The organism is Ruegeria sp. AB5, assembly GCF_056542645.1.
The window spans coordinates 96,132-108,598 of sequence record NZ_JBQGAE010000013.1; the positions used below are offsets into that span (position 1 = coordinate 96,132).

Sequence of the window (12,467 nt, forward strand, 5' to 3'; positions counted from 1 at the left end):
ACAGCGCCTCACCAACGCGGACCGATAGCTCAGCTGGATAGAGTACTTGACTACGAATCAAGGGGTCGGGGGTTCGAATCCTCCTCGGTCCGCCACTGGCCTCCTGTTGAACGTCACACGAACCTGACCCAACCGTCATAGTTGGACCAGAAACTAGGTGAACGTTCGACATCAGAAGGCACCCTAACGTTGGACATCAGTTGAATTTGACCTTTGCGTAGTCAACTAACACGCCGCTGCAATTTTCAGACTCCCGTAGACAGTTTCGTTTGATCTGACTTCCCTTCCGGAAATCAGGGCTGATTTGCAGATCAGACGGCGAACCCGCCTGTTCCTGCTGATCTGCTACGTGGCGAACGCGGGAGGGGGCGAGGCAATACTATTCGACAGGGGTGGTGCGGCCCGCAGGCGCAGCCGAGGACACGGCCCTGTCTAATGGGGTTGCCCGAGGGGGAGGGCCGCGCCCTCTCCCTGACGGCCAAGAGCGTTTGGCTTGTCCAAATCCCTCTGGCCCACGAAGGGAAAGTAAGGGGAAAGAGGACCCGCCGCCATTTGCGATTGTACCATTCTGTCAAACTGCAAAAAGCAATAGGGCCACACTGCTGCCGTTCGCTGCATGCGAGAAAAATCCTCTGCTTGTGCAAAGCACTCCGCCGGGCGGGCGGAAAGTGTGAATTCGCCGCTTTGCAGCGCGATTTAGAGTCAACCGTGAAAGCGGACCTTGGTCACCGGGATCTCAGGATTGTCTTGCTTCAGGACAGTTCATTCAGGAAAGCCGACCTTCGCTGCGTTTTCAAGCATGAACGTCACAAAAGGCCAAAAGCAGACTTCCGAACCCGGATCTCCCACATTCTTGCTGCACGGGTTTGCGGCAAATGCTAGCTTCGAGAAAAACGATAGGGAAAACGTGATTTGAGCAGGGCTCTGTTGCAAAGTTTTGGCTGTTGACGCGCTAGGGTTTAGCGCGTGGATGGCATTCGGTCCCAACTAGTCGAAAGCCAGCTCATGATCTCCTGCAATGGCGCACAATATCCCAAGGATGTAGTCCTCTTTGCTGTGTTCTTCTACCTTCGATACGGCGTGTCGTACCGTGACCTTGAAGAAATCATGTCCGAGCGTGACGTTGCGGTAAATTACTCGACGCTGAACCGTTGGGTGACAAAATACGCTAGTACAATTGCTGATGTCGCGCGCAAGCGAAAGGGACCGTGCTACCGTTACTGGAGAATGGACGAGACTTACATCAAGGTAAAAGGAGCGTGGGTTTATCTCTGTCGAGCCGTCGACAAGCACGGCAAGACACTTGATTTCATGCTTTCGCAGCGTCGAAACAAACCCGCAGCCACCAAATTCTTCGGCGGATGCTGAAAGTTTTAGGCCTTCCGAGAAAGATCGTCATCGACAAAAGCGGAGCTAACACGGCCGGTATCAAAGCCATCAACAAAATGCTGAAAGGCTTTGGCTGTCCGATCCCGATCGAGATGGTGAGGCGGAAGTACCTAAATAACAACGTGGAACAAGATCACAGGTTTATCAAAAGACGAACCCGCCCGATGCTTGGCTTCAAGGCCTTCGCTTCCGCGACGGCTACACTGGACAGGATCGAAGTGGCGCACATGATCCGCAAAGGTCAGCTTACGCCCGGAATCTGTCCGTTACGTCAATTTGCAGAACTGGCGGCATGAGCCGGGGGTTCGGTGCCAACTATTTGGCCAGTAAGAAACTTTGCAATAGATCCCGATCAGGTCCAAATATTTGAATAATATGATCGAGCAGGATCACAGATTCATCAAACGACGGGTGCAGCACATGTGTGGGTTCAAGTCGTTCAGATCGGCTTCAGCCAAACTGGATAGCGTTGAGGTAGCCAACATGATCCGGAGGAATCAATTCTCCTTTGAAACGACCTCTGGCTTTCGGATGTTTGCTGAGATTGCGGGATAACTGCATCTAGCATAACGCTGACTTTGGTCTATCGATAAGTTTGCAACACAACCATTTCTTTTCAGTTTCCTGGCAGTGTGAAACGCGCGTTGTGCATCGGCCCGTTTGGGCGACGCCGATGCGTGAGACTTGCGTTCTCGACCCGTTAGTTTAGCTTTCCGCGATCTCTATCAACCAGGTCGTCTTCGATTGTGCGCACGCGCCGTGTCGTTTCGTCATGGGGATCAAAACCCTCGTTGACCACCGCTTCGACCCGGCAGTCTTCGCAGAGTTCTAGGATCTTCAAACGCTGCTCGCCGCTTTCTCCGGTAAACATCCAGTGGTCGGACAGGCGGTCCTGGATGCGCTCGATGCCAGTGGGTGTGGCGAAGGGCTTGCCACAGGTGTTGCAACAAAAGGGGTGCTCTTCCTTGAGAATGCGGCGGGGATTGTCCCAGGCCTTGAAATCGATCTGCGGCTTCAGCGTTATGGCGTTTTCGGGACAGGTCTGTTCGCACAAGCCGCATTGGACGCAGGCCGTTTCGGTGAACCGCAGCATGGGTGTCTCGGGATTGTCGATCAGTGCGTTGGCCGGACACGCACCCGTGCAGGCCATGCAGAGCGTGCATGACTCGCTGTTCAGATGAACTGCACCAAATGGTGCGCCCGGTGTCAGCGACACGGTGTCGGCGGGTCGCGGCGCGCTGCGGTTCATTTCGCTGAAGGCCATCACGAGCAGACCCCGCTTGTCTTCCGGCGGAAGGAACCCGGCGGGGCTTTGGAACCGAGCTGTTTTCGGGAAACTGGACAACGCGTCTTCCAGAACATCCGGATCATCGGTCTCGATAAGCTTGACGGGACCGTGTCCGATTTCAGAGGACACTGTGTTGACGAGCGCGAGACTATCGTGAAGTCCAGTCAGGTCGTGCAAGGGGCGGGCACGGCCCAGCAACGCGACCGCGCCTGCTCCATAGGCCAGCGCTGTGGCCATCACCTCGGGTCCGACCTGCGAGATTTCGTTGACGGCAAATGGGATGACATGTGCTGGAAGCCCACTGCCAAAACGCGCCGAGGCGTCAATAAGCGGTTCGCCGTGGTCGGTGTCATGGAACAGAACCATCGGCGCCCACTTTCCGCCCGCCTGGTGCCATGTGCGTAGACCTGCTCGGAGTTGGTTGGCCAACGTGGCGACGTTCGGCAGGGCATAGGAGGCCGCACCTGTCGGACAGGCTGCTGCGCATTGTCCGCAGCCCGCGCAGATGTTTGGGTCAATCTTCACACTGTCGCCATCCGTTTCTATGGCTCCGGTGGGGCATAGGTTCAGGCATTTTGTACAGCCGGTGATTTCATTGCGGGAATGCGCACAGATGTCAGCGGTGAAATCAATGAACACTGGTTTGTCAAACGTACCGACCATCTGCGCCGCCCTATGCACAAGTCGAGCAACGGCAGTCGGGTCTCGCGGATCGGCCCGGAAATAGCCGGGCCGCAGATCCGCAGCTGGGAACAGCGGGGTCTTGCCGGTCAGGTCGATCACCAGATCGGCCTGTGAAACCGCACCATGCTTAGGGTTTTCAAATTGCAGGAACTGGCGCGACGACGGAGAAGGAGCGGCATAGTTGTCAATGGTTAGCTTGAAGGCTCCAAGATACCCTTCGGCCTTGCCAACTTCGCCTTGCAGGACCGGAAAAATCGTTTGGCGGGGGGGCGCTACCATGGCTCCGGGGGTCAAAAGAACGGTGATGTCGAGCGTCTCAGCCAGATCCAGCGCCGCGGTCACGGCCACGTCGTCGCGGCCAAGTACCAGCGCCACGCCGTTGCTTTCCATGGCCGTGTAGGAAAACGCCGAAGGTGCCACTTCGGCCGCAGCGATCATCGCCGCCATCTTTGGCCCGCTATCAGACGCTTCCGCCGTCCAGCCAGCGGTTTCACGGATGTTGACGAAACTCAGATCGACCTCAGGTGCATCGGCCTCGGCAATCTCGCGAAACAGCGGCGCCTCTTGTGTGCAGGTGACCGTAACCGGATCACCTATCGCCAATGCGGCGCGGAACCGATCAAGATTGGTACGGCAAAGCTGGTTTGCCGCCGGATCACCGCCGCAACCGGATTTGTTCAGTGCCGTTTCGTCCAGGGACATGGTCCCCTCGCATGTACAGGTCAGAACGGTCCGTTTGCGATCAGGGTACATATTGTCGTTGCCTTGTGGTCGGTTGTCGATATCGGCCCTTTGGGGCCAGCACTTGAGGTTAAGGAAAGATGTTCTATGTCTCTCGCAGATCAACCCATGATGTCAGGACCCCGTTGTGCTGGATGAGATTCCGCCGCCCAGAGAGCTTACCCTTCCGCCCCCCTACACCGCGCACTGGCTGCCGCTTGGTTGCGCATTTGACGACGCGTGCCGTCGCGCGCCGGAAGAGGGTGCGGGGTGTTTGACCTGGCATCACAGCGTCGGTGGCGATGGGCCTGGTCGCTTTGAATTTGCTGTTGTTCTGGAACCTGAGATGCCGGTTGAGGAGGCGCGCAAGGCTGTCATCGTCGGAATGGTCGCGCTTGGCGAAGCGGTGGCGGCGCATTGCCCGCCCGAACGCGATGTCAAGTTTGGCTGGCCGACAGAATTGGTTCTCGATGCCGGTCGATTGGGGGGCATGCGGCTTGCTGTCGCGCCAGACACAAAAGATGGGGAAACGCCCGAATGGATGGTTTTGGGCGTCGAATTGATCGGTGATCGAAACCATCTGGATCATGCCGGTGATTGCCCCAACTCGGTCTCGCTGCAGGAAGAGGATTTTGCGGATCCCGCAGCAATTCTGGAAAGCTTTGCCTCCTATCTCATGCTGAATTTTGACCGCTGGACGCATTCGGGATTCGCGTCCGTTGCCGAGCTTTATGCCGGCAGGCTGGCCGAGGCGGGACAATTGGGTGAGGCAGGCGAATTGGTTCGCGACGGTCGGGTGATTAGCCTGACCAAAGGTCTCGCAAACGCCTCTTGGCGGGGTGCCGAGGGTCCGTCTTTGTGACCCGATTGTTGCGAACCATTCGTTTGGACAAGTCTGATGGGGTCATATTTGCTCCGGCAGCCGAGCCCGGTGAATGGGCGGTGCCCGGCACATTTGTCTTCGCTGGACGGCCCCTGGATAGCATGAGCCGCAAAGAGCAGATCGCGTTTCGTTCAGGTCTGTTAGGGATTACCAGTTTCGGCTGGTCGACGCTGGTTGTCGTGAGCGAAGCGCGCGGCGATGACCGCGCCGAGGCGGTTGCAGGGTTGGCTCATCAACTGGTTTCGCATTTGGGGGCGCCCGGGCTGCAGGTCGCGCTGCCGGCTGCTGAAGAAGAGATTGCGTTGTCAGAAGAGCTGTGTCGCGGGCATGACGAGGGCACGCTGATCGCGATTCATCGTCGTGTTGACGAAACAGGAGCGGTGCGTGAGCAATTTCGCACCCTGAAGCCAAGGGATGAAACGGCATTCTCAGCGGGGTATTTGCAAGGTCATGATCGTGCCTTTCACTTTGTCGAAACAGATGAGGACGACGAAGGCATGGATATTGATCTGGCCACCTTGAGCCAGGAGGAGAAGAAACAATGAGAGAGTTCTGGGTCGCCTCCGGGCACCAATTGACGCGGCTTGACGGGTCTGCGCGCATGCAGGTCACAGACGAGTTGATCTTGGCTTGGCTGGCTCGGCCGGAAATTCTGCCGCCACAGGAGGCATGTGACGCGGAACTTGCGCTGCACACCAAGCTGCTGGCTGCGCCCAAGGCTCCGGTTGCCGCAGGAGAAATTGATGCGATTGAGGACGCGGATGCTCGGGAAAACTGGCGTTTCCTTTTGCGGCTGCGCGATATCTTGCTGGCAGAAGGTAGCATCGAGGCCGGGTATCTAAGGCTAGTCCGTGAAGCTGTTGCGTTGCCTGTCCTCTTCTATAACCAATTGGTCCAGCTGATCCTCAGAAACGCTCTGGAAGGGTGCGAGGACACCCGTGTTCTGCGGGCAGCAGAGCTGTTCTTTCGGTCCCAGCGCGCCTATGTCACCGATGGCGCGTTGATGCTTGCAGATGATGAACTTGTGGCGGAAATCGAGGCGGACAAACACGCCAACCCGCTTGGTGCAATGATGACAGGCGGTGTCGAGGCGCTTGATGTTCTTGGCGACAATAACGGATGGACGTATTGGAGCCGCTCTGACGCCCATTCCATGGTGCTGCCATTTGGGGCCGATCCAAAGGCCAGGAATGCCTTGGGACGTGTGATCGGAATATGGGTTGAGCACCTTCTGGGTCGCAAGGTCAGGGTCACGGCCCTGAATGAAGTGCCAAATGCAGACCTGCGATGGTTCGTCGGTCTCGATCCGGTCGGTACTGAAATCGGAAATGCGCTCTGGAATGGTGCTGTGCCAAAAAACAGTCTGGTGGGCATCTACGCGCTTACATTTGCAAGTTATGATGGGATCGAACCCGGTATCGAGGGACATCCGGTTTACCTCTTGCTTGGAATGGGCAGCGACAATGTGATCCGGTGCAAGCCACAAAACCTCTTGACCAATCTACCGATTGTGGAGACGGGCGCGCGGCAATCGGTGCCCGCGCCCGTCGAAGGCGCCTAATGCCTCAGAAGGTCATTCGAGTAGGCATTGTTGCCGCGTCACATCCGCCCGCCAACCAATGGAGCACCCGTGTGCCGCGGCCGGTCGCAGCGATCGCCGAGCTGCCGATGATGGCGGCAGGTACGCTGATGTCCGAACGGGACGGCGTACAAACGACGTACATGGGCGATCATGCACTGGCATTGCACTCCGGCGAGACGCGGCACTACATCGACAATCTCACCGCACAGCGCCCCTCGATCTGGGTGGCGTTGGACGGGGGTCGGGTCAGCGTGATCACTGTTGATCCCTATGAAGGCGAAGCGTTGGCCAGTGATCCGGAGCGTCTGGTCGAAGCATTGCCAATGCCGCCATCTCTGGCGGCGCAACTCGACGCTTTCATAGCGGACCATCATGTCGAGGAAGTGTTTCACAAGCGCAAGCGGGTGCCGGCGACGTCCGCAGATGATCCGCGCGCGCCGCGCGTATTGCAGCCCGACGAGAACTGGGTGAAGACTCGCGGGCGCTCGGGTCGCGGACCACGTGGGAAGGGCTGACATGGCGGAGGACGATCAGCGCAGGGATGGCGAGGGTGTGTTCAGCGCCTGGTCACGTCGAAAACGGGCCGCGCGAAAGACCGACGAAGCAAGAGAGGTCGAAACCGCAGAGCAGAACGCTCAAGAAATCAAAACTGGCGCAGCGGCAGAGCCAGAAGGCGTGGAAGTTGATGAGCAGTATCTGGCTTCGCTTCCCACAATTGACGAAGTTACGGGCCAGACAGATCTGCAACCCTTCCTCAAACATGGTGTCCCCAGCGCATTGCGCAATGCTGCCATGCGCAAAGTGTGGCTGGCAAATGCGCTGATCAGGGATCACGACGATCCAGCGGTTGACTACGCTTGGGACTGGAACGCGCCCGAAGGCGTGCCTGGCGCAGGCGGGACGCTCAACCGCGATGGCGTGACAAAGATGGTCAAAGATTTGGTCAATCGTGAGCGTCCGGACCAACCCGAACAATCCGCGCAGGCTGAGGCGCTATCTGTCGAGGGTGTGACAGACGAAGAATGCGACGCGCCAATCGCCGAAGATAGGGCCGAAGCAGATCAAAAGGATGAAGAGGCTGTACTGCAGACATCGTCCGTTCGAGGCACCGACCCAGCCGCCCCAGCGGCAACAGCCTCTGCCGAAGACTTAGGTGATCCAATAGAGGATGGGGCAAGCGTCTCGACGAATACCGATAACCGTGCGCAGATACGTTCGGCTCGACATGGTGGTGCAATTCCAAAGACATAGCTTCGTTCGAGAAATCTGATAGGATTTGTCTATCAGCTACTTTGCCCGTGGCAGACACATACCCAAGCGACTACCTTCAACTCACCAAAATCTGAGATACTCAGGCCGAATGCCAATTGGGGAGTTGAGTGGCATTGACCCAGGTCGTCAGCGCACAAACGCGCGAATTTGCAGAAATAGATTCGCTTCGGGCTCAGCAGTGGTCCCTTCTGGCGCGGTTGCTGGATTCCCCACCCGACGCTGAGATGCTGAGCTCTTTGTCGCGTCTCGACGGCGATCAGACGCCACTTGGCCAAGCCTATCGGATGCTTGCCAGAAATACAGCCAAGGTGAGCGTGAAAGACGTCGAAGACGAGTTCTTTGAACTGTTTGTGGGCGTTGGCCGGGGTGAATTGCTGCCTTATGCCTCGTTCTACATTACCGGGTTCCTGAACGAACGACCGCTTGCCGATTTGCGGCGCGATTTGGCCGTAATGGGGATCGAACGCGTCAAGGGCCGGTTCGAACCCGAGGACCATATAGCCAGTTTGTCTGAAGTGATGGCTGGACTTGCCGCAGGTGAGTTTGATGCTGCCCCATTGGGATGCGGCGGTGCCGGTGAGGCCGGGTTTTTTGCCCGACATCTGCAGCCCTGGGTAACGCAGTTCTTTGATGATCTGGCGGTAGCCCCCAGCGCAAAATTCTACCGTGCTGTGGCCGAGATCGGCAGAACATTCACCGATGTTGAGATGCGCGCCTTTGAATTGGCGCGGAAAGAGGCCGGTGGCTAGTCAAAAGCCAGTGGCTCAAAACCATGCTTCAGCGGTTTTGGGGACTATCGCGGCGCGAAGCCGTCGGACGAGGTTTAAGGAGGTACGTATGCGCGACAAGAAAACAAAAACCGGAGAGATGGGCCGGCGAGGCTTTTTTGGAGCAATTGCCGGGGCATCCGTCGGTGTTGTCGCGGCAGGTTCAGCGCGTCCGGCCTTCGCCGAAGAGTTGGGCGATGAACGTACCAAGGCACGGTATCAGGAAACCGATCACGTGCGCGCCTTTTACCGCACCAACCGCTACTACAAGAAGGATTGATCATCGATGCTTGTGAAACGCAGATCCTCTGTTGCCGCGCGTGGTGGCCTCCAAACCTTTGCCAAGAACGTAGCCGCGCGCCCCGTGGACCGCCGCTCTTTCCTTCGTGGGTCAGGTCTTGCAGTTGGTGGTTTGGCGGCTGTCGCCACGATAGGTAGCGGTACGATGCGGCGGGCCGAAGCCGGCCCGACCGATCACAGCAAGCCAATCGAGGTCAAGACCAATATCTGTACCCATTGCTCGGTGGGGTGCACCGTGAAAGCAGAAGTTCAGGACGGCGTCTGGGTCGGGCAGGAACCGGCCTGGGAAAGCCCGATCAACCGTGGCACCCATTGCGCCAAGGGCGCATCCGTACGTGAGCTTGTTCATGGCGACCGCCGCCTGAAATACCCGATGAAAAAAGAGAACGGAAAATGGGTCCGTATCTCGTGGGATCAGGCCATCGACGAGATTGGTAGCAAGATGCTGGAGGTTCGCGAGAAAAGCGGCGCCGACTCTGCCTACCTTTTGGGCTCGGCCAAGTTCTCCAACGAAGGCGCGTATCTTTTCCGCAAGTTTGCAGCGTTCTGGGGTACCAACAACGTGGACCATCAGGCCCGTATCTGCCACTCGACCACCGTTGCGGGTGTTGCGAACACATGGGGCTACGGCGCCATGACCAACAGCTACAACGACATACGCAACTCGAAGACGATCGTCTTTATGGGATCAAACGCGGCCGAAGCGCACCCGGTATCCCTGCAGCACATTCTGACCGGCAAAGAGACCAACCGGGCCAACGTGATCGTACTGGATCCACGCTTCACGCGAACTGCGGCACATGCAACGGACTATATCCGGATGCGCCCCGGCACCGACATTGCGGTGATCTGGGGCATTATGTGGCACATCTTTGAAAACGGTTGGGAAGATACCGAATTCATCGACCAGCGCGTCTGGGGAATGGATCAAATTCGTGAGGCCGTGCAGGCCTATCCGCCAGAAGAGGTGGAGCGCATCACCGGCATTCCGGGCGAGACGCTGCAACGTGTGGCTCAGACCTTTGCCACCCAGAAACCCGCCACCTTCATCTGGTGCATGGGCGGCACCCAGCACACGGTTGGCACCGCAAACGTGCGCACCTACTGCAACCTGCTTCTGGCGACTGGCAATGTCGGCAACACCGGCAATGGCGCCAATATTTTCCGCGGTCACTGCAACGTGCAGGGCGCGACGGATTTCGGCCTCGATATCGGTTCGCTGCCTTGCTACTATGGCCTGTCCGAGGGCGGATGGAGGCATTGGTCCCGGGTCTGGGACGTCCCCTATGATTTCTTGGAAAGCCGGTTTGACGAAGTTCCGGCCAAGGGTGGCCGCGACGCTCGTACCCGCAAAGAGAACATGAGCGTTCCAGGCATTCCGTCGACGCGCTGGTTCGACGCCGCCACGCTTGATGCCGAAGAAGTCGATCAGCGCGATAACATCAAGGCGATGATTGTCTTTGGCCATGGCGGCAACACCGTGCCGCGGATGGGCGCGTCGCTGCAGGGTATGAACGCGCTGGACCTGCTTGTTGTGGCCGACCCGCATCCGACGACCTTCGCCGCGCTGCATGACCGGACAGACAACACGTACCTGTTGCCGATCTCGACACAGTTCGAATGCGATGGCAGTCGGACGGCGTCGAACCGCTCGGTGCAATGGGGCGAAAAGGTTGTCGACCCGATCTTTGAAAGCGACAATGACTATGCCGTGATCTACCGTCTGGCACAGAGCCTTGGCTTCGCAGACGAGATGGTCAAGAACTACGAACTCGTCGATGGCAAGTTCGGTCCAGAGCCGACCGCGGAATCCATTTTGGAAGAGATCAACCGGGGCGGCTGGTCGACCGGCTATACCGGGCAGTCGCCGGAACGGCTCAAGGCGCATATGCAAAACCAGGGCGCATTCGACCTGGTCACATTGCGCGCCTTTGACGATGCACCGGATGAGGTCAAGGGCGACTACTATGGCCTGCCCTGGCCGTGCTGGGGAACGCCGGAACTGCGGCATCCCGGAACGCATATCCTGTACAATCCCAACATTCCGGTGGCCGAGGGCGGCGGTGCATTCCGTCCCCGGTTTGGGCTGGATCGCGAAGGTCAGACCCTACTGGCCGAAGGCAGCTACCCTGTTGGCTCGGATATTCAGGACGGTTATCCGCAATTCACTTATGGCGTGCTGCAAAGCCTCGGCTGGGATGGCGAACTGACCCCGGAAGAGCTGGCGACCATTCAGCGGATTGGCGGGAACGATCCTGAGCGCATGGCCTCGGTCAGTTGGTCCCTTGATCTGTCCGGTGGTATTCAACGGGTGGCAATCTCGCATGGCTGTGTCCCCTTCGGCAACGGCAAGGCCCGGGCGGTTGCCTGGAACCTACCCGATCCGATCCCGGTCCATCGCGAACCGATCTATAGCCCGCGCCCCGATCTGGTGGCTGACTACCCGACCCGCGAAGACGGACGTCAGTTCCGCGTGCCGAATATCGGTCGGACCGTGCAGGACTCGGCGGTTGAGCGGAACGTTGCGACCGATTTCCCGATCGTGCTGACATCGGGCCGTCTGGTGGAATTCGAAGGCGGCGGCGAAGAGACCCGGTCGAACCCGTGGCTGGCAGAGCTTCAGCAGGACATGTTCGTCGAGATCAATCCGGCCGACGCCGAGGCCCGTGGGATCACCGACGGCGGCTGGGTCTGGGTCCGCGGCGCCGAAATGGACAGTAAAGCGCGAGTCAAGGCGCTGGTGACCGAGCGCGTCGCGCCCGGAGTGGCCTTCATGCCATTCCATTTTGCTGGCTGGTTCCAGGGCGAAGATCAGCGCGGCAAGTATCCCGAGGGCACCGACCCGATTGTTCTGGGCGAGAGCGTAAACACCGTCACGACCTATGGGTATGACCCGGTGACAGGCATGCATGAAGGCAAGGTGACCCTTTGCCAGATCGCTGCGGCGTAAAGGAGGAAGACGAAAAATGGCAAGGATGAAGTTTCTTTGCGACGCGGACCGCTGCATCGAGTGCAACGCCTGTGTTACGGCCTGCAAGAACGAACACGAAGTGCCGTGGGGCATCAACCGTCGCCGTGTTGTCACCATCAATGACGGCTTGCCGGGCGAGCGCTCGGTCTCGATGGCGTGCATGCACTGTACCGACGCGCCCTGCGCGGCCGTGTGCCCGGTGGACTGCTTTTACACCACCGATGACGGTGTGGTGCTGCACTCCAAGGACACCTGCATCGGCTGTGGCTATTGCTTCTTTGCCTGCCCTTTCGGAGCGCCGCAATATCCCAAGGTTGGCAACTTCGGTACTCGCGGAAAGATGGACAAATGCACGTATTGCGCAGGTGGTCCGGAGGCGGACATGACCGAGGCCGAATACATCAAATACGGCGCCAATCGATTGGCGGAAGGCAAACTGCCGATCTGCGCCGAGATGTGTTCGACCAAGTCTCTTTTGGCCGGTGACGGAGATATCATTGCCGACATCTATCGTGAGCGTGTTGTGACCCGCGGCTATGGCTCGGGCGCATGGGGCTGGCGCAGTGCCTACGGTGAAACCGTCAATGTGTAAGAGGGAAGGAAGCGAAACG

The 12,467-nt window shown here is 58.3% G+C and carries 11 protein-coding genes, 1 tRNA gene and 1 pseudogene; 12 read left to right on the top strand and 1 reads right to left on the bottom strand.

The window, feature by feature from the left end:
• The first annotated feature begins 18 nt into the window (after window positions 1–18).
• From ACR0L4_RS18640 to ACR0L4_RS18650, 3 genes and pseudogenes are all read left to right on the top strand, one after another.
• Window positions 19–95 (top strand) — tRNA-Arg (locus ACR0L4_RS18640).
• Window positions 96–1,080: 985 nt separating this feature from the next.
• A pseudogene (locus ACR0L4_RS18645) lies at window positions 1,081–1,685 on the top strand (IS6 family transposase).
• A 70-nt stretch (window positions 1,686–1,755) separates the two neighbouring features.
• Window positions 1,756–1,944 carry a DDE-type integrase/transposase/recombinase gene (locus ACR0L4_RS18650; RefSeq protein ID WP_480514562.1) on the top strand — a complete coding sequence of 63 codons (189 nt, stop codon included), beginning with the start codon at window positions 1,756–1,758 and terminating at the stop codon, window positions 1,942–1,944.
• 145 nt (window positions 1,945–2,089) lie between these two features.
• Here the strand turns inward: ACR0L4_RS18650 and ACR0L4_RS18655 are convergent, their stop codons facing one another.
• Window positions 2,090–4,063 carry a 4Fe-4S binding protein gene (locus ACR0L4_RS18655; protein ID WP_480514563.1) on the bottom strand — a complete coding sequence of 658 codons (1,974 nt, stop codon included), beginning with the start codon at window positions 4,061–4,063 and terminating at the stop codon, window positions 2,090–2,092.
• 166 nt (window positions 4,064–4,229) lie between these two features.
• On the opposite strand from ACR0L4_RS18655, the gene ACR0L4_RS18660 reads away from it, so the two are divergent.
• The 9 genes from ACR0L4_RS18660 (at window position 4,230) to fdh3B (ending at window position 12,448) form a co-directional block, all read left to right on the top strand.
• Window positions 4,230–4,943 (top strand): biotin/lipoate--protein ligase family protein, encoded by a 714-nt coding sequence (locus ACR0L4_RS18660; RefSeq protein ID WP_480514564.1) that lies wholly within the window; start codon window positions 4,230–4,232, stop codon window positions 4,941–4,943.
• A complete protein-coding gene (locus ACR0L4_RS18665) occupies window positions 4,940–5,509 on the top strand; it encodes a DUF6505 family protein (RefSeq protein WP_480514565.1) in 570 nt (189 codons plus the stop codon). The genes ACR0L4_RS18660 and ACR0L4_RS18665 overlap by 4 nt, the downstream gene beginning before the upstream one ends.
• The gene (locus ACR0L4_RS18670; RefSeq protein WP_480514566.1) at window positions 5,506–6,525 is read left to right on the top strand and encodes a DUF6352 family protein; all 1,020 of its coding nucleotides are present in this window, start codon (window positions 5,506–5,508) and stop codon (window positions 6,523–6,525) included. The genes ACR0L4_RS18665 and ACR0L4_RS18670 overlap by 4 nt, the downstream gene beginning before the upstream one ends.
• Entirely contained in the window at window positions 6,525–7,061 is a 537-nt protein-coding gene (locus ACR0L4_RS18675) for a DUF3305 domain-containing protein (protein WP_480514567.1), read from the top strand. Before ACR0L4_RS18670 ends, ACR0L4_RS18675 begins: the two co-directional genes overlap by 1 nt.
• 1 nt (window position 7,062) lies before the next feature.
• Window positions 7,063–7,797 carry a DUF3306 domain-containing protein gene (locus ACR0L4_RS18680; RefSeq protein ID WP_480514568.1) on the top strand — a complete coding sequence of 245 codons (735 nt, stop codon included), beginning with the start codon at window positions 7,063–7,065 and terminating at the stop codon, window positions 7,795–7,797.
• 128 nt (window positions 7,798–7,925) lie between these two features.
• On the top strand, window positions 7,926–8,567 hold the full coding sequence (locus ACR0L4_RS18685) for a TorD/DmsD family molecular chaperone (protein WP_480514569.1): 642 nt from the start codon (window positions 7,926–7,928) through the stop codon (window positions 8,565–8,567).
• 88 nt (window positions 8,568–8,655) lie between these two features.
• Complete coding sequence (locus ACR0L4_RS18690) at window positions 8,656–8,865, top strand: hypothetical protein (RefSeq protein WP_480514570.1); 210 nt, start codon at window positions 8,656–8,658, stop codon at window positions 8,863–8,865.
• A gap of 6 nt (window positions 8,866–8,871) precedes the next feature.
• Window positions 8,872–11,835, top strand: coding sequence for a formate dehydrogenase subunit alpha (locus ACR0L4_RS18695; RefSeq protein ID WP_480514572.1), 2,964 nt, complete (start codon window positions 8,872–8,874; stop codon window positions 11,833–11,835).
• Between the two features lie 16 nt (window positions 11,836–11,851).
• Window positions 11,852–12,448, top strand: a complete 597-nt coding sequence (gene fdh3B, locus ACR0L4_RS18700) for a formate dehydrogenase FDH3 subunit beta (RefSeq protein ID WP_170751752.1) — start codon at window positions 11,852–11,854, stop codon at window positions 12,446–12,448.
• Window positions 12,449–12,467 lie beyond the last annotated feature (19 nt).

Excerpts from the sequence above, each read along its gene's own strand:
- ACR0L4_RS18670 (WP_480514566.1), top strand. The coding sequence starts at position 5,506 with ATGAGAGAGTTCTGGGTCGCCTCCGGGCACCAATTGACGCGGCTTGAC.
- ACR0L4_RS18675 (WP_480514567.1), top strand. The coding sequence starts at position 6,525 with ATGCCTCAGAAGGTCATTCGAGTAGGCATTGTTGCCGCGTCACATCCG.
- fdh3B (WP_170751752.1), top strand. The coding sequence starts at position 11,852 with ATGGCAAGGATGAAGTTTCTTTGCGACGCGGACCGCTGCATCGAGTGC.
- ACR0L4_RS18655 (WP_480514563.1), bottom strand. The coding sequence starts at position 4,063 with ATGTCCCTGGACGAAACGGCACTGAACAAATCCGGTTGCGGCGGTGAT.
- ACR0L4_RS18690 (WP_480514570.1), top strand. The coding sequence starts at position 8,656 with ATGCGCGACAAGAAAACAAAAACCGGAGAGATGGGCCGGCGAGGCTTT.
- ACR0L4_RS18695 (WP_480514572.1), top strand. The coding sequence starts at position 8,872 with ATGCTTGTGAAACGCAGATCCTCTGTTGCCGCGCGTGGTGGCCTCCAA.
- ACR0L4_RS18680 (WP_480514568.1), top strand. The coding sequence starts at position 7,063 with ATGGCGGAGGACGATCAGCGCAGGGATGGCGAGGGTGTGTTCAGCGCC.